Source organism: Faecalibacterium sp. Marseille-Q4137 (assembly GCF_017377535.1).
Taxonomy (GTDB): domain Bacteria; phylum Bacillota; class Clostridia; order Oscillospirales; family Ruminococcaceae; genus Faecalibacterium; species Faecalibacterium duncaniae.
The window spans coordinates 1-16,553 of sequence record NZ_JAFREK010000051.1; the positions used below are offsets into that span (position 1 = coordinate 1).

Annotated in this window: 12 protein-coding genes; 4 read left to right on the top strand and 8 right to left on the bottom strand. The window is 59.9% G+C overall.

Going from position 1 to position 16,553, the window contains the following annotated elements; translation table 11 throughout:
* The 3 genes from J3353_RS14300 to J3353_RS14310 form a co-directional block, all read left to right on the top strand.
* Positions 1 to 252: type II toxin-antitoxin system Phd/YefM family antitoxin (locus J3353_RS14300; RefSeq protein WP_207685099.1), on the top strand; the 252-nt coding region annotated here is incomplete at its 5' end.
* Positions 245 to 580 carry a type II toxin-antitoxin system RelE/ParE family toxin gene (locus tag J3353_RS14305; RefSeq protein WP_156061386.1) on the top strand — a complete coding sequence of 112 codons (336 nt, stop codon included), beginning with the start codon at positions 245 to 247 and terminating at the stop codon, positions 578 to 580. The genes J3353_RS14300 and J3353_RS14305, both read left to right, overlap by 8 nt.
* Positions 581 to 1,150: 570 nt before the next feature.
* Positions 1,151 to 3,364: a right-handed parallel beta-helix repeat-containing protein gene (locus J3353_RS14310; RefSeq protein ID WP_207685100.1), complete on the top strand. Its 2,214-nt coding sequence runs from the start codon at positions 1,151 to 1,153 to the stop codon at positions 3,362 to 3,364.
* Between the two features lie 246 nt (positions 3,365 to 3,610).
* On the opposite strand, the gene J3353_RS14315 is transcribed toward J3353_RS14310, so the two are convergent.
* From J3353_RS14315 to J3353_RS14350, 8 genes are all read right to left on the bottom strand, one after another.
* Positions 3,611 to 5,089: a glutamate synthase subunit beta gene (locus J3353_RS14315; protein ID WP_156069515.1), complete on the bottom strand. Its 1,479-nt coding sequence runs from the start codon at positions 5,087 to 5,089 to the stop codon at positions 3,611 to 3,613.
* A gap of 13 nt (positions 5,090 to 5,102) precedes the next feature.
* A complete protein-coding gene (gene gltB / locus J3353_RS14320) occupies positions 5,103 to 9,638 on the bottom strand; it encodes a glutamate synthase large subunit (RefSeq protein ID WP_156061380.1) in 4,536 nt (1,511 codons plus the stop codon).
* Between the two features lie 238 nt (positions 9,639 to 9,876).
* Positions 9,877 to 11,448: a hydroxylamine reductase gene (gene hcp, locus J3353_RS14325; RefSeq protein WP_207685101.1), complete on the bottom strand. Its 1,572-nt coding sequence runs from the start codon at positions 11,446 to 11,448 to the stop codon at positions 9,877 to 9,879.
* 233 nt (positions 11,449 to 11,681) lie between these two features.
* Positions 11,682 to 13,034 (bottom strand): NADP-specific glutamate dehydrogenase, encoded by a 1,353-nt coding sequence (gene gdhA, locus J3353_RS14330; RefSeq protein ID WP_207685102.1) that lies wholly within the window; start codon positions 13,032 to 13,034, stop codon positions 11,682 to 11,684.
* 152 nt (positions 13,035 to 13,186) lie between these two features.
* Positions 13,187 to 13,438: a DUF1653 domain-containing protein gene (locus J3353_RS14335; protein WP_005933896.1), complete on the bottom strand. Its 252-nt coding sequence runs from the start codon at positions 13,436 to 13,438 to the stop codon at positions 13,187 to 13,189.
* A gap of 12 nt (positions 13,439 to 13,450) precedes the next feature.
* Positions 13,451 to 13,795, bottom strand: a complete 345-nt coding sequence (locus J3353_RS14340) for a DUF86 domain-containing protein (protein ID WP_207685103.1) — start codon at positions 13,793 to 13,795, stop codon at positions 13,451 to 13,453.
* Complete coding sequence (locus tag J3353_RS14345; RefSeq protein ID WP_098922630.1) at positions 13,792 to 14,088, bottom strand: nucleotidyltransferase family protein; 297 nt, start codon at positions 14,086 to 14,088, stop codon at positions 13,792 to 13,794. Before J3353_RS14345 ends, J3353_RS14340 begins: the two co-directional genes overlap by 4 nt.
* 111 nt (positions 14,089 to 14,199) lie before the next feature.
* Complete coding sequence (locus tag J3353_RS14350; RefSeq protein ID WP_154276326.1) at positions 14,200 to 15,033, bottom strand: Mrp/NBP35 family ATP-binding protein; 834 nt, start codon at positions 15,031 to 15,033, stop codon at positions 14,200 to 14,202.
* A 177-nt stretch (positions 15,034 to 15,210) separates the two neighbouring features.
* Between J3353_RS14350 and J3353_RS14355 the strand changes: the two genes are divergently transcribed.
* Positions 15,211 to 16,553 (top strand): oligosaccharide flippase family protein (locus J3353_RS14355; RefSeq protein ID WP_207685104.1); only part of this gene is annotated, 1,343 nt, incomplete at its 3' end.

Consider the following 16,553-nt stretch of genomic DNA (forward strand, 5'->3'; position numbering starts at 1 on the left):
TCTACAGCGCTTCGCAATGACTACGGTTCCATTTCAAATCTGGCGCACGGAGCGGGTGAGCCGATCTACATTACAAAGAATGGAGAGGGCGACCTTGTTGTAATGAGCATAGAAGCATTCGAACAGCGGGAAGAGGCGTTGAAACTCCGGGCAAAGCTGGAAGCAGCGGAACAGGGAAGGCTTGCTGGTGCTCCGGCTTACACGCTGGAGGATTCCAGAAAACGGCTGGAGGAGATCTATCGTCGTGGCTAAGATCGAAATTCTGGAGTCGGCACAGCGGGAACTGGAAGCAATCGCACAGCTTCACATGAATCTGGTAGGGCCGAATTCTGCCCGAAAAATCACGGATCGGATCTTGGATTCTCTTTCGCGGTTGGAACGTTTCCCGCTGTCGGGTTCGCTTCCAAGAGATGCCGAACTGCTGAAAAGCGGCTATCGCTATGTGATCGCCGGGCAGTATCTCTGCGTCTATCGGCTGATTGTGGATACTGTGTTCGTCTACCATATCGTGCATGGTGCAAGTAATTACCCGGTTTTGTTCAAACGGCTGCTGCAAGAAGAATTGAAGAGAGAAGATTGACGCAAAGCGCCCTGCCGGATAAGGCAGAGCGCTGTTGCTGTTTCTGTGCGGGTTTGTCATTTGCAAGTGGCTTGACAGATGGTTCAAGGCCGGTAAGCACTAACCCCCAGCAAAGCAGGAAGCCCCGTCGGTATAGGCACTACCGATGGGGCTTCTTGTTGCTTGGTGATACCATGGATACGCACCAATTTACATTCGCGACCTTATTATGTGCTGCACAGGTGCAAAAGTCACACCGCCTTCCTCGGGACGAAATGCAGGCTGAAAGGCCATTTTACCGGATATTCGACAATTTGCCTTAAAACATTGCCAAATGCTCCAAAATTTGTTACAATAGTGCTGATGATTTGCCCACCATGGGCAAAAAAGCAACGGATGCGTCCGGCTTTCCTGCCGGGGCAGATCTGCAGAACATATTTTTATAAGGAGGCTTTTGCAGATGAAAAAACGATTGATTAGTATGGCACTGGCAGTCAGTATGGCAGTCAGCATAATGCCTGCACCCGCTCTGGCAACAGTAGGGGGGGGGGTACAACCCTGGGAGATGATGCGATAACGCTGTCGGACGCAATGGGCGGCACTTCGAGCGGTACAGCTACACCGGTTTCAGATTTGACGGGGCTGACAGCTGCTGCTACAAAAGGCGGAAATGTCCAATTGAGCGGCAATATTACGTTAACAGACACTCTCTCTATCAATAATAAAAAACTGAGCATTGATCTGAACGGCCACACCATTACAGCGGCAAATAACCAGAGAGCGTTTAACATCTCGAATGACGGCACGCTGGAAATCAAGGATAGTGTGGGCAAAGGTATCATTCAGGGCAATGGTACGGTAACAGGGCACGGCGGAGCAATCTATATGGAAGGCTCCGGCAGTGCCCTGACGATCAGTGGCGGCACCATTCAGGGCTTTACCGCAAGCACAAGCGGTGGCGGTGTGTACATGAGCGATGGCACCTTCAACATGACCGGAGGCGCAATTGAAAATTGTACAGCACCAGAAGGTGCAGGCGTAAAAATGTATCCTGACTCTGGGAACACCTGTACTTTTACCATGAGCGACTCGGCTGAAATCAAAAATTGCAGCAATGATGGTGTTTCGATTGCTTGGAGTGGAACGTCCAAGTTCATAATGAGTGGAGGAACCATCGACAACAACAAAGGATATGGTTTATGGACTTCCGCTCGTAGCAATACAGAGATCTTACTGAGTGGCGGCACCATTACAAACAGTGAACGCTATGATATGGTCATTCATACTGGTGTTCAGCTGCATGTAAATAATGCTACCGTCAGCGGAAAAATCCAAAACCGTGGAACGATTACCGGAACGGAGAATGCTGAGTTTACCGGAACAGTCGTAAATGAGTCTGTGGGAAAGATTGTAAGCGGAAAATTCGAAAGAATTGAAGATGCTTCCGCTACTGGTGTATGCAATGAGGTAGAATATGAGGCGTATGTCAAACTGATTGGCCACAGATGGCCGGATGAATCAACCTTAAAAGCGATTCAAGACAAAGCGCATGGGAATGCTCAGCTCAAATTCCTGAGCTATGTGACACCGAACGACATGGAGAATACATTGACCATCCCCGAGGGCGTTACAGTTACTGTTGATCTGACGGGCAAGCAGGTTGCTGGAGAAAACGCCGAAAAGAAAATCATCAATCATGGTAATCTGACATTGATTGACAGTGGTACGGGTAGTACCCTGAGCATTCCCATTGAAAACAACGGAACCCTGAACGCCAACGGCGGTACCGTAACTGGTGAAGTGACCAATAAGGGCACAATCACAACGACCGGAGAAAAGGCGACTCAATTCTCTGGAGGCGTGACAAACGAGAGCGATGGTAAAATTGAGAATGGTACGTTTTCCGGCGAAGTGACCAATAATGGCGCAATTAACGATGGTACGTTTTCCGGCAAGGTGAAAAACAACGGAACCATTGGCAACGGCAACTTTATCGGTGCTGTGACCAATGAGAAAACCGGTGTGATCTCCGGCGGCAAGTTTGACGAAAGCAAGCTGACCAACAACGGCGGCACCCTGCCCCCGAAGCCGGGCGACAACAAGCCGGATGACACCAACAAGGACAATGACAAGAAGGAAGATACCGAACCGGTTGCTCCTGTTGTCAAGCGGTACGACCTGACCGTCAAGAACGCCGAAGTGACCGTGAAGGATGCTGACGGCAAGGCAGTGGAATTTACCAAGGCCGAGGATGGCACCCTGACGGCTAAAGTTCCCGAAAATGCCGAAGTGACGGTGAAATATACCGCCCCCACCGATGCGATTGTGTTTGACCTGTGGAGCATTAACAGTGATGCGAAGCTGGATGTGAACGTCAAGGAGAACCCCCTGACCTTCAAGATGCCTGCACAGGCTGTGACCATCGAGGCCATGACGCAGGATGCCACCATTGAAAGCGAAGGTCCCGGCGTGCTGGGTACCGCTGCCATGATCGGTGTTGCCGGTGCCGGTACGGCTGTGCTGGGTTATACCGGTTACATGATCGGCACGGAACTGTACCTGAACACTGTCCTGCCTGCCGGTGCAGCTATCCCCCAGAACACCACCGAACTGGCAAAACTCCTCTGGACCGAAGCTGGCAAACCCGCCCCTGCCGCTGTGATGGCTGAGGATGCCACCGACGAGCAGAAGGCTCTGACTTGGGCTGTTGAAAGCCAGCTCATCTCCGCCGATAAGCCCGCAGACGCTTCTGTGGGCCGGTGGGAAGTGATCCGGGGGTGGAATAGGGTGAAAGAGATGAAGTGATCCTTCGTACAACCTCTCAGTCGCCTGCGGCGACAGCTCCCCTACTAGGGGAGTTGGCAAAGCTGTTAGGCTTTGACTGAGAGGGCAAGGCAACTGCCCGGAGAGGGTTCGCCCGCTCCCCTTCACGAAGAGAGAAACCCCAAGAAAATAACGCAGAAAGCCCCATCGGTACGAAAAATACCGATGGGGCTTTCCGCTTGTTTAGGATAGGAAAGAGAATGGTTCAGTAATGGCCGGGATGCGGGCTTACAGGTTGGTGTAGCCCATGAGGTAGCGGTCTACCTCGGCGGCGCAGTCGCGGCCCTCGCGCAGGCCCCAGACCACAAGGCTCTGGCCCCGGCGCATATCGCCGCAGGCGAACACTTTGTCCACGTTGGTGCGGAAATGGTCGATGTCCACGCAGCCGCGGCCAGTCAGGCTGACACCGAAGGCATCGGCCACATAGCTCTCACAGCCCACGAAACCGGCGGCAATGAAGGCCAGTTCGCAGTTGTAGGTGAACTCCTCGCCGGTGGGCACCATGTTGGTGCGGCCGGTCTCGGGGTCACGCTCGGGCTTGAGGTAGGAGATGACGGCAGCGGTCAGGTTGCCTGCATCGTCCTTGAGGAATTCTTTGACCGTGGTCTGGTAGACACGGGGGTCCTTGCCGAACTTTGCCATGCACTCGGTCTGGCCGTAGTCCACCTTGAGCACCCGGGGCCACTCGGGCCAGGGGTTGCTGGCGGCACGCTCCTTGGGAGGCTGCGGCATCATTTCCAGAGCCACCAGATCAGTGCAGCCCTGCCGCAGGGCCGTGCCCTGGCAGTCGTTGCCGGTGTCGCCGCCGCCGATGACCAGAACGTTCTTGCCCTTGGCATCAATGGCCCTGCCGTCGGCAAATTTGCTGTCCAGCAGGCTCTTTGTCACGCTGGTGAGGTAATCCACGGCAAAATGCACGCCGTTGGCATCCCGGCCCGGAACGTTCAGGTCACGGGCCTTTTTGGCACCGCAGCAGAGTACCACGGCATCGTAGCTGTTCAGGATGCTCTCGGCATCCACGGCACCGCCCACATCCATGCTGGTGCGGAACTCCACGCCCTCGGCCTGCATGATCCTGATGCGGCGCTCGATGACGGCTTTGTCCAGCTTCATGTTGGGGATGCCGTACATCAGCAGGCCGCCCACGCGGTCGGCGCGCTCAAACACGGTGACGGCGTGGCCCCGGATGTTCAGGTACTCGGCCACCGAAAGACCGGCCGGGCCGCTGCCGATGACGGCCACGCTCTTGCCGGTGCGGGCCGGGGGAGGGGCGGCGTGGAGCCAGCCCTTGGCGTAGCCCGTTTCCACGATGGCGTGCTCGTTCTCGCGCACGGTCACGCTGCTGCCGGTCACGTCACCGCAGGTGCAGGCGGCCTCGCACAGGGCGGGGCAGACCCGGCTGGTGAACTCCGGGAAGCGGTTGGTGGCGCGCAGGCGGTGGAGTGCCAGCTCCCACTTGCCCTGATAGACCAGGTCGTTCCACTCGGGGATCAGGTTGTTCAGCGGGCAGCCCGATGCCATGCCGCCGATCATCATGCCGGCCTGGCAGAAGGGCACGCCGCAGTCCATGCAGCGGGCGGCCTGGGTCTGCTGCTCCTCGCGGGAGAGCCAGACGTGAAACTCGTTGAAATTTTCAATGCGCTCCAGCGGCGGGACATCCGTGCTGGTCTTGCGCGTGTAATCCATAAATCCAGTGATCTTGCCCATGATCCAGCCCTCCTTACTTCTTCTTCTGCACAGCGTAGAATGCTTCGATCTGTGCCTGTTCGCCGTCCAGGCCGCGCTCCTCCATGGAAGCGATGACCCGGAGCATCCGGTCGTAATCGTAGGGGAGGACTTTCTTGAACTTGGGCAGGTACTCGCTGAAGTTGTCCAGGATCTCCTTGCCGCGGGGGGAGCCGGTGGCTTCCACATGCTCACGGATGAGCTCCTTCAGGGCAGCAACATCGTACTTGTGCTCCACAGGCTCCAGGCTCACGGTCTCCTTATTGACCCGCTGGTAGAAATCCCAGTTCTCGTCCAGAACGTAGGCCACGCCGCCGGTCATGCCGGCTGCGAAGTTCTTGCCGGTCTGGCCCAGAACCACGACAGTGCCGCCGGTCATATACTCACAGCCGTGGTCACCCACGCCCTCGACAACGGCGGTCGCGCCGCTGTTGCGGACGCAGAAGCGCTCACCGGCCACGCCGGAGACGAAGGCCTTGCCGCTGGTGGCACCGTAAAGGGCCACATTGCCGGTGATGATGTTTTCCTCGGGCTTGTAGCCGATGCCCTCGGGCGGGCGGACGATGATCTTGCCGCCGGACAGGCCCTTGCCCATGTAGTCGTTGCAGTCGCCAGTCAGGCTGAGGGTCAGGCCCTTGGGGATGAACGCGCCAAAGCTCTGGCCGCCTGCGCCGATGCATTCGGCGGTGTAGACATCGTCGGGCAGGGAGCTGCCGTACTTGCGGGTGATCTCGCTGCCAAAGATGGCACCCAGGGCGCGGTCGGTGTTGGAGACCTCCAGCCGGACACTCTGGGGTGCCTTGCTGCCCAGCTTGAACTTCTTCATCAGCACCTTCATGTCGAGGGTGTTCTCAAGGTGGAAGTCATAGGTATCAGCAGGCACAAAGTGGACGTTGCTGTTTGCAATGGCCGGGTTGTGCAGGATGCAGTCCAGATTCATCTTGGCGGCACGGCTGCCGGCAGCGCTGGGCTTGACATGGAGCAGGTCGGTGCGGCCCACCAGCTCGTCGATGGTACGCACGCCCAGCTTGGCCATGTACTCCCGCAGCTCCTGCGCCACAAAGGTCAGGTAGTTGATGATATACTCGGGCTTGCCCTTGAACCGCTTGCGCAGCTCGGGGTTCTGGGTGCAGATGCCCATGGGGCAGGTGTCCAGGTTGCAGACACGCATCATCACGCAGCCCTCGCACATCAGCAGGGAGGTGCCGAAGCCGAACTCCTCAGCGCCCAGCATACAGCTGATGGCAACATCGCGGCCGGAGAGCAGCTTGGAGTCGCTCTCAATGCGGACGCGGCTGCGCAGGCCGTTCAGGATCAGGGTCTGGTGGGTCTCGGCGATGCCCAGCTCCCAGGGCAGGCCCGCGTTCTTGATGGAGGTGCGGGGGGCTGCACCGGTGCCGCCGTCGTAACCGGAGACAAGGATGACCTGTGCGCCGCCCTTGGCAACACCGGCGGCAATGGTGCCGACACCGGCCTCGCTGACCAGCTTCACGTTGATGTTGGCGTGGCGGTTGGCGTTCTTCAGGTCATAGATCAGCTCAGCCAGATCCTCGATGGAGTAGATGTCGTGGTGGGGCGGGGGAGAGATCAGGCCCACGCCGGTGGTACTGTGGCGGGTCTTGGCGATCCAGGGGTAGACCTTGGCACCGGGCAGGTTGCCGCCCTCGCCGGGCTTTGCACCCTGTGCCAGCTTGATCTGGATCTCTTCGGCGGAGACCAGATACTTGCTGGTCACACCAAAGCGGGCTGAGGCCACCTGCTTGATCTTGGAGTTGCTCTCGCTCTGGTAGCGCTCCTCGGGCTCACCGCCCTCACCGGTGTTGCTCCGGCCGCCCAGACGATTCAGGGCGATGGCGATGGTCTCGTGGGCCTCGCTGCTCAGGGCACCGTAGCTCATGGCAGCGGCTTTGAACCGCTTGACGATGGAGCTGACGGGCTCCACCTCCTCAAGGGGGATGCCGCCGTTGGGATCATAGCTGAAGTCCAGCAGACTGCGCAGGTGCATGCCCTCGGCACCCATGTTGTCCACGGTGCGGGTGAAGTCTTTGAAGGCCTTGTAGTCGCCCGTGAAGCAGGCTTTCTGGAACAGATGGATGGTCTGCGGGGTGAAGAGGTGTTCTTCCTTGCCGCTGCGGAACTTGTGGGCACCGCCGTCGGCCAGCTCCATGTTGATATCCAAACCCAGCGGGTCAAAGGCGGCGTTGTGGGCAGCTTCCACATCCGCCTGAATGTCCTCCAGACCGATGCCGCCCACACGGCTGACCGTGCCGGTGAAGTACTTGTCGATGACATCCTTGGAGATGCCGACCGCCTCAAAGATCTGGCTGCTCTGGTAGCTCTGGATGGTGGAGATGCCCATTTTGGAGGCGATCTTCACGATGCCGTTCAGCACAGCCTTGTTGTAGTCATCCACGGCGGCGTAGTAATCCTTGTCCAGCAGACCCTCGTCGATGAGCTGGGCAATGGTGTCGTGGGCCAGATAGGGGTTGACGGCGCAGGCACCGTAGCCCAGCAGGGTGGCAAAGTGGTGCACCTCGTGGGGCTCGGCGCTCTCAAGGATGAGGGCCATGGCCGTGCTCTTCTTGGTGCGGATGAGGTACTGGGACACGGCAGAAACGGCCAGCAGGCTGGGGATGGAAACATGGTACTCGTCGATGTCGCGGTCAGAGAGGATGATGATGTTGGCACCGTCCTTGTAGGCGCGGTCCACCTCCAGAAATACGCGGTCGATGGCTTTTTCCAGGCTGGTGTTCTTATAGTAATTGATGGACACCGTGGCGGTCTTGAAGCCGGGCACATTCATGTGCTTGATTTTGAGCAGGTCGGTGCTGGTCAGGATGGGGTTCTGCACCTTGAGCACCTTGCAGTTCTCGGGCTTGTCCTCCAGCAGGTTGCCGTGGGCACCCACATAGACGCTGGTGGAGGTGACCACCTTCTCACGGATGGCATCGATGGGCGGGTTGGTGACCTGCGCGAACCGCTGCTTGAAGTAGTTGAACAGCGGGGGATGCTGGTCACTCAGGACAGCCAGCGGGGTGTCAGTGCCCATGGCTCCGGAAGGCTCGGCACCGGCCCGGGCCATGGGCAGGATCAACTCCTTGATCTCCTCGTATTTGTAGCCAAAGACCTTCTGCAGGCGGGTCAGCTCCTCGCCGGTGTAGCTGGGGACTTTGATGTTGGGGATCTTCAGGTCCTTCAGCCGGACCAGATTCCGGTCGATCCACTCGCCGTAGGGCTCGCGGCTGGCGTAGTATTCCTTCAGCTTCTCGTCATCCACGACCTCGCCCTTGACGGTATCCACCAGCAGCATTTTGCCGGGGCGCAGGCGGTCTTTCATCAGGATATTGTCGGGGGCGCAGGGCAGCACGCCCACCTCAGAGGACAGGATCATCCGGCCATCCTTGGTGATATAGTAGCGGCTGGGGCGCAGACCGTTGCGGTCCAGCACCGCGCCCACCACGTCGCCGTCGGAGAAGAGGATGGCGGCGGGGCCGTCCCAGGGCTCCAGCATGGTGGCGTAATACTGGTAGAAGTCGCGCTTTTTCTGGCTGATGTTCTTGTTGTTCTCCCAGGGCTCGGGGATGGTGATCATCACAGCCAGAGGCAGGTCCATGCCGTTCATCACCATGAACTCCAGCGCGTTGTCCAGCATGGCGGAGTCCGAGCCGGAGGTGTTGATGATGGGCAGGATCTTGTTCATGTCGTCCTGCAGGATGGGGCTCTCGATGCTCTCCTCACGGGCCAGCATGGCGTCGGTGTTGCCCTTGATGGTGTTGATCTCGCCGTTGTGCAGGATGAACCGGTTGGGGTGGGCACGCATCCAGCTGGGGTTGGTGTTGGTAGAAAAGCGGCTGTGCACCATGCCGATGGCGGATTCGTAATCCTCGTCCTGCAGGTCAAGGTAGAACAGGCGCAGATCGTGCACCAGGAACATGCCCTTGTAGACGATGGTGCGGCTGGACAGGCTGGGCACATAGGTGCCGTTGCTGGCCTGCTCGAACACCCGGCGGATGATATAGAGCCTGCGGTCAAAATCAATGCCCTTGCTCACACGGGCAGGCTTTTTGATGAAGCACTGCCAGATGGAGGGCATGCAGTCCCGGGCCTTCTGGCCCACGGCATCGGGGTCTACCGGCACCCTGCGCCATGCCAGAAACTCAAGCCCCTCCTTGCGGGTGACCAGCTCAAACAGCTTCATGGCCTGTGCCCGCAGGTGCTCGTTCTGGGGGAAGAAGAACATGCCGACACCGTATTCCCGCTCGTTGCCCAGGCTGATGTTCAGCTCATCGGCCACCTTGGAGAAGAACTTGTGGCTGATCTGCAGCATGATGCCCACGCCGTCGCCGGTCTTGCCCTCGGCATCCTTACCGGCGCGGTGCTCCAGACGCTCCACGATGCTCAGGGCATCGCTGACCGTCTGGTGGCTCTTGCGGCCCTTGATGTCCACCACCGCGCCGATGCCGCAGGCATCGTGCTCGAACTGAGGGTCATACAGGCCAAGAGGCGTGGCGTTTTCCGTAAATTGATCCATTGCCTTTCCCATCCTTATCTCTCAAAATATCCTCTGGGCCGCGGCACGATCCGCAGCCAATCTTGCACAGAAAACAAAAAAGCGCCCCAGAAGGGTAGACTTCACCCTTCTGGAACGCCTTTGTTCCGGTACCTATAATTATACTGAACGCTGAAAATTTTTCAAGCGACAGTTGCACCAAACGTGAAAGCACAATCGCAGCGCATCTTGTGCGGTTTGATGATGAGATGAAACGGATTCATCCTTCGCCCAAAATCGCTTTCAGGTCCTGCTCCGGTGTCGTGACGGCCATCAGATTGTACTTTTCCTGCAAAACGCGCACCACACCCGGCGAGAGGAAGGCGGGCAGGGTAGGGCCGAGCCGGATGTTCCGGATGCCCAAAGCCAGCAGTGCGATGAGGATGCAGACGGCCTTCTGCTCGAACCAGCAGAGCACCAGCGAGAGCGGCAGGTCGTTGACGCTGCACTGGAACGCATCGGCCAGCGCCAGCGCGATCTGAATGGCGCTGTATGCGTCGTTGCACTGGCCCACATCGAGGATGCGGGGCAGGCCCGCCACAGTGCCGAGATCCAGGTCGTTCAGGCGGAATTTGCCGCAGGCCAGCGTCAGGATCACGGTGTCGGGCGGGGTGAGCTTGGCGAACTCGGTGTAGTAGCGGCGGGAAGGCCGGGTGCCATCACAGCCGCCCACCAGGAAGAAATGGCGGATCTGCCCGCTTTTCACGGCCGCAACGATCTCATTGGCGTGGGAGAGCACAGCGCTCCGCGCAAAGCCGGTCACGACGCTGCGCCCGCCGTTGATGCCGGGCATGGCGGTGTCTTCCGGGTAGCCCCCTAGTTCCAGTGCTTTGGCAATGACGGGGGAGAAATCCCGCTCTGGCCCGATGTGCGGGACGCCGGGATAGGACACCACCGAGGTGGTGAACACCCGGTCGGCGTAGCTCTCCCGCAGGGGCATGATGCAGTTGGTGGTGAAGAGGATCGGGGCCGGGATGTCCTCAAACTCCCGCTGCTGGTTCTGCCAGGCTGTGCCGAAGTTGCCCTTCAGATGCGGGTACTTCTGCTTCAGCTCCGGGTAGCCGTGGGCGGGGAGCATTTCCGAGTGGGTGTAGACGTGGATGCCTTTGCCCGCCGTCTGCTCCAGCAGGCACTTCATGTCGTAGAGGTCGTGGCCGGAAATGACGATGAACGGCCCTTTCTCGATGACGAGCGGCACCTCCACCGGCTCCGGCTGGCCGAAGGCCCCGGTGTTAGCGGCATCCAGCAGCTCCATGCAGCGGTAGCTGGCCTTGCCGGTCTTCTGCACCAGTGTCCAGAGGGTGTCGATGGAGCATTCGCTGCCAACGGCCTGCAATGCTTCGCAGAAGAAGCGGTCCAGCTCCGGGTCGATGCGGCCCAGCACCCGCGCATGGTAATTGTACGCTGCCATGCCGCGCAGGCTGAACAGGACGAACGATTTCAGACTGCGGATGTCCTCGTCCGGCTCGTGCCAGAGGTTTGCCATGTCGTAGTCGAACCCGATGCCGGGGCAGGCCGCATGGATGCTCTCGGTCAGCTGGTCCACGGTCTGCGGGTCGAAGTTCACGTTGGTGATGGTGGTGAACAGCCCTTCCATCAACAGAAGTGCCTGTTCAGGGGCGGGGGCCCGCCCCTCGCCGATGAGCTGGCTGGCGTAGGAGATGAGTGCGCCGGTCAGGCGGTCCTGCGCCGCTGCCGTGTCCGCGCTTTTGCCGCAGACACCGGCCTTACCGGTACAGGCAGTGCAGTGCGCCGCCTGCTCGCATTGAAAACAAAACATCTGTTCGTCCATTTCAGAACCCTCTCTTCGCTTGATGTGGTCAGTATGGACGGGTTGGCGGGGCTTTATACAGGCCACACGAGGGGCGTTTTCTCGGCGAGTATCCGAGGTGGGGCCCCGCTTGTGGGGCGGGCATGGAATGTCCGTTGACCCGCCGGGAAAAGCTCCCGGAGATGCGGCCAGCGAATAGATACAAAAAGAGCCGCGCTCTTGCGAACGCAGCTCTTGAAAATGCTTTGGAACAATTAGTAGGTGATGCCCTGTGCCATCATGGCGGTGGCCACCTTCAGGAAACCGGCGCAGTTTGCACCGACCATCAGGTTGCCCTCGGAACCGGCAGCAACGGATGCATCGTAGGAAGCGTGGAAGATGCCCTCCATGATGCCCTTCAGCTTTGCATCGACCTCTTCGAAGGTCCAGCTCAGACGCTCGGAGTTCTGGCTCATCTCCAGGCCGGAGGTGGCCACGCCGCCGGCGTTGGCTGCCTTTGCGGGTCCGTACAGGACACCGTTGGACAGGTAGACCTCGATGGCCTCGGGCGTGCTGGGCATGTTTGCGCCCTCGCAGACAACGGTGCAGCCGTTCTTGACCAGAGCCTCAGCGGACTCCTTGTTGATCTCGTTCTGGGTTGCGCAGGGCAGGGCGATGTCGCAGGGGACAGTCCAGACCTTGGAGCAGTCGGCAACGTAGGTTACACCGGCGTGAGTCTCGGCATACTCCTTGATGCGGCCGCGGCGGACTTCCTTCAGCTCCTTGACGTAAGCCAGATCAATGCCGTTGGGGTCGTAGACGTAGCCGTTGGAATCGGACATGGTAACGACCTTTGCGCCCAGAGCCTGGGCCTTCTGGCAGGCATAGATGGCAACATTGCCGGAACCGGAGATGACCACGGTCTTGCCCTCAAAGCTGTCGTTGCGCATACACTTCAGAGCCTCGGCGGTGAAGTAGCACAGGCCGTAGCCGGTGGCCTCGGTACGGGCCAGAGAGCCGCCGAAGGTCAGGCCCTTGCCGGTGAGCATACCGCCCTGGAAGCTGTTGGTCAGGCGCTTGTACTGGCCGAACATGTAGCCAACCTCGCGGCCGCCGACACCGATATCACCGGCGGGGCAGTCCACGAACTGGCCGATGTGGCGGTACAGCTCGGTCATAAAGCTCTGGCAGAAGCGCATGACTTCCATGTCGCTCTTGCCATGGGGGTCAAAGTCAGAGCCGCCCTTGCCGCCACCCATGGGCAGGGTGGTCAGGCTGTTCTTGAAGGTCTGCTCAAAGCCCAGGAACTTCAGGATGCCCTGGTTGACAGAGGGATGGAAGCGCAGACCGCCCTTGTAGGGGCCGATGGCGCTGTTGAACTGGACGCGGTAGCCGCGGTTCACCTGGACCTTGCCCTGATCATCGACCCAGGGCACACGGAAGGTGATGATGCGCTCGGGCTCGACCAGACGCTCGATCAGGCCGGCCTTCTCGTACTCGGGATGCTTCTCCACCACGGGCTGGATGCTCTCCAGCACCTCGCGGACAGCCTGCAGGAACTCAGGCTCATTGGCATTGCGCTGTGCAAGGCCGTCGTAAACGCGCTTCAGGTATTCATTCGTCAGCATAATAGAATACTCCTTTTCCCATGATTTACACTCGCTCTGCCCACTATCACAGAGCGCTTTATCATTATAAAGCTTTGTGCAGCGATTTACAATAGAGGAAATCGGAAAATGTTTCAGTGAAGCCGAAATAAAAATGAATCCGCTTCACAGCGTCAGTGCCCGGCGGCGCTGGGGATCTCCTGCAATTCAAAGCGATATTCCTGCGCGGCATCGGGGTATTTTGCCCTGTCCACGGGGCTGAGGAACATGGCAAGGGGCCGCAGCCAGAGCCCGCCGTCCCCGTAGAGCTTGCGGTAGACCACAAAGGGCTCCCCCGTTTCGGAATCGTTGGCAACGGCCTCTACCAGATAAAAGTCGCCCTTGAAGTGCCGGTACACCCGGCCGATCTTGAGTTCGTTCGGCATTTGGATTCTCCTTTACATTCCGGCCAAAATGGCATTCACGGCAGTCACAAAGGGCTCCATATCTTCAAACAGGACTTCGACGATGATGCTCCAGTTGATACCGTCGTAGTCATGCACCAGCCGGTGACGCAGCCCGGCGACCATATTCCAGGGCTGCTCCGGATAAGAGGCCTTGAACTCCGGACTGAGCTGGTAGACCTGTTCTCCGATGTTATAGAGCGGGGTCGTGACGGCCCACTGGGAAAACTCGTCCTCGAGCAGAAGCTCCGGCGTAATGCCGCGCTTGTGCATCTCGGATTTCAGGCTTTCCCATGTGGCAACGATCTTTTTCAGGCGCTCCTTGTCCGATCTCTTCATGCGATCTTGACCCCCTCCCGCATGATGCTTTCATAGAAGGGAGTGCCGGTGTTGACCTCCCGGATCTCAAAGGCATCCACGTCCTTCTGGGTGCGCTGGCGCAGCTCCTCCCCAAAAGCAAAGATGTCCCTTGGCCGGAAGTTGGCACCGCCCACCACGATCACATCGATATCCGAAGCGGCAGTGGCTTCTCCCCGGGCATAGGAGCCGAACAGCAGGGCATACTCGGCGTGATATTTGTGCAGCAGCTCCCGGATGACCTGCTCGATCTCAGTGCGGGAAAGCGTGTTCATGCGGACACCTCCAATCGGAAATTCTCTACCAATATTGTACCATAGAATGCCGGAAATGCAAACAAAAATCCCCCGCAGGCGGCTGGCGCTGGCGGGGGAGTGGCGCATGATTTACTTCTTCAGCAGCTTCTCGCAGGCATCGGCGGCACCCTCAAGGTACTGGCCGGGGTAGGCCTCGATCATGCCGGCATCGGAGCAGGCAGCCAGCTGGGGGTCGATGGGGCACTTGGCCAGCACGGGCAGGCCGTGCTTTGCAGCCACTTCATCCACATGGCTCTCGCCGAACACGCTGATCTTCTTGCCGCAGTCGGGGCAGACGATGTAGCTCATGTTCTCCACGATGCCCAGCATGGGCACCTTCATCATCTCAGCCATGTTCACGGCCTTGGCTACGATCATGCTGACCAGCTCCTGGGGGCTGGCAACGACCACGATGCCGTCCACGGGCAGGCTCTGGAACACGGTCAGGGGCACGTCGCCGGTTCCCGGAGGCATGTCCACAAACAGGAAGTCCACGTCCTTCCAGACCACATCGGTCCAGAACTGCTTGACCGCACCGGCGATCACGGGGCCGCGCCACACAACGGGGTCCTCCTCGTTCTCGACCAGCAGGTTGATGCTCATCACATCAATGCCCATCCGGCTCTGGATGGGCCAGCAGCCCTTTTCATCGGCCATGGCACGGCCATGGATGCCGAACAGCTTGGGGATGGACGGGCCGGTGATGTCGGCATCCAGGATGCCGCAGTGGTAGCCCCGGCGGGCCATGGCGCAGGCCAGTAGGGCACTGGTCATGCTCTTGCCGACACCGCCTTTGCCCGAAACAACGCCGATGACCTTTTTCACGCTGCTGTTGGGGTTGGGGGCATCGTGCTCAGGTGCGGCGGTGCGGGAAGAACATGCTGCCCCGCAGGTGGAACAGTCATGGGTACATTCTTCGCTCATACTCTAACCTTTTCTCCTTTATCTTAATTAGACAGATCGTCTTGACCAACCCATATCATACCATAAAACCGGGTGGGAAACAACCCACAGGGGCGCTCATCTTCACAAGAGTGCATATTGCCCGGGAAAGGCCGCATACACTGAACCGAACGCCTGTGCGGGGGAAGGAGGAATACCATGGGGCAGAGCTACCTGAAAAACGCCGCCCTCCTGACCGGGGCGGATATCCTGCTGCGGCTGGCCGGGATGGGCCTGCGCATCTATCTGGCCAATGCCCTGGGCGGCGAGGGGATGGGGCTGTATCAGCTGGTGCTGGCGGTCTACGCGCTCTTTGTCACGCTGGCAACGGCGGGGGTCTCGGTGGCGGCCACCCGGCTGATGGCTGAGGAGCTGGCCCGGGGCCGGGCACAGGCGCGGGGGATGCTGGTGCGGCTGGCGGGCACGGGGCTGCTGCTGGGCGCGGCGGCCATGGCGGCGCAGTACGGGCTGGCCGGGGCCGCTGCCCGGTGGTGGCTGGGAGATGTGCGGGCGGCGGGCGCGCTGCGGGTGTCGGCCTTCGGGATGCCCTGGATGGCCCTCTCGGCTGTGCTACGGGGGTTCTTTATCGCCCGGCGGCGGGTGGAGCCCAACGTGCTGAGCCAGCTGGTGGAGCAGAGCGTGCGCATCGGGATCATCTGGTACGCGCTGGAATGGGGGAACGCGCCGGACGTGAGCGCCCGCTGCACGGCGGTGCTGGCCGCCACGGCGGTGAGCGAAGCAGTGTCGGCCTGCATCCTGCTGCTGTTTTACCGTGGGGAGGCGGTGCGTGCGTTCGGCGCAGAAAAGGCCCGACGGCCTGCCGACCCTGCCCGGCGGCTCTGGGAGATCCTGTGGCCGGTGGAGGGCGGGCGGTGCCTTGCCAGCGCTCTGCACACGGCGGAGAACATGCTGGTGCCTGCCTGCCTGACGGTCTGCCTGCTGGATGCCGGGGGCCGCAGCGCCGCGGTGGCCCAGTACGGCAGCCTGAAGGGGATGGCCCTGCCTCTGCTCACCTTTCCCTTCGGGCTGCTGGGGAGCCTTTCGGTGCTGCTGATGCCTGAGATCACCCAGGCCCACATCCGGGGCGAGCGCGCCCGGCTGGGCTGCCTGCTGGACCGGATGCTCCGGCTGACGGGCTGCTTCTCGGTGCTGGCGGGGGCGCTGTTCTGGGTGTGGGGCGAGCCGCTGGCCCTGCTGCTCTACCACAGCCAGGAGGCCGGGCTCTATCTGCGGGTGCTGGGCCCGGCCATGCCGCTGATGTATCTGGAAAGCATGGTGGACGGTGCCATGAAGGGGATGGGGGAGCAGAAGGCCGTGTTCCGGTACAGCCTGTGGGACGCGGTGCTCCGTATTGCGGGGGTGCTGCTCCTCCTGCCCAGATGGGGGATGAAGGGCTTTTTGTGGGTGATCCTGCTGTCCAGTGCCTATACCTGCCAGATGAATACAGCCCGTCTGCTGCACGTCAGCGGGCTGAAGCCCAGGCTCTGGCGGTGGCTGGGGGC

Coding starts and splice junctions, on each gene's coding strand:
- J3353_RS14315 (WP_156069515.1), bottom strand. CDS start 5,089: ATGGGCAAGATCACTGGATTTATGGATTACACGCGCAAGACCAGCACG.
- J3353_RS14340 (WP_207685103.1), bottom strand. CDS start 13,795: ATGAAGAGATCGGACAAGGAGCGCCTGAAAAAGATCGTTGCCACATGG.
- gdhA (WP_207685102.1), bottom strand. CDS start 13,034: ATGCTGACGAATGAATACCTGAAGCGCGTTTACGACGGCCTTGCACAG.
- J3353_RS14345 (WP_098922630.1), bottom strand. CDS start 14,088: ATGAACACGCTTTCCCGCACTGAGATCGAGCAGGTCATCCGGGAGCTG.
- J3353_RS14335 (WP_005933896.1), bottom strand. CDS start 13,438: ATGCCGAACGAACTCAAGATCGGCCGGGTGTACCGGCACTTCAAGGGC.
- hcp (WP_207685101.1), bottom strand. CDS start 11,448: ATGGACGAACAGATGTTTTGTTTTCAATGCGAGCAGGCGGCGCACTGC.
- J3353_RS14350 (WP_154276326.1), bottom strand. CDS start 15,033: ATGAGCGAAGAATGTACCCATGACTGTTCCACCTGCGGGGCAGCATGT.
- gltB (WP_156061380.1), bottom strand. CDS start 9,638: ATGGATCAATTTACGGAAAACGCCACGCCTCTTGGCCTGTATGACCCT.
- J3353_RS14310 (WP_207685100.1), top strand. CDS start 1,151: ATGGGCGGCACTTCGAGCGGTACAGCTACACCGGTTTCAGATTTGACG.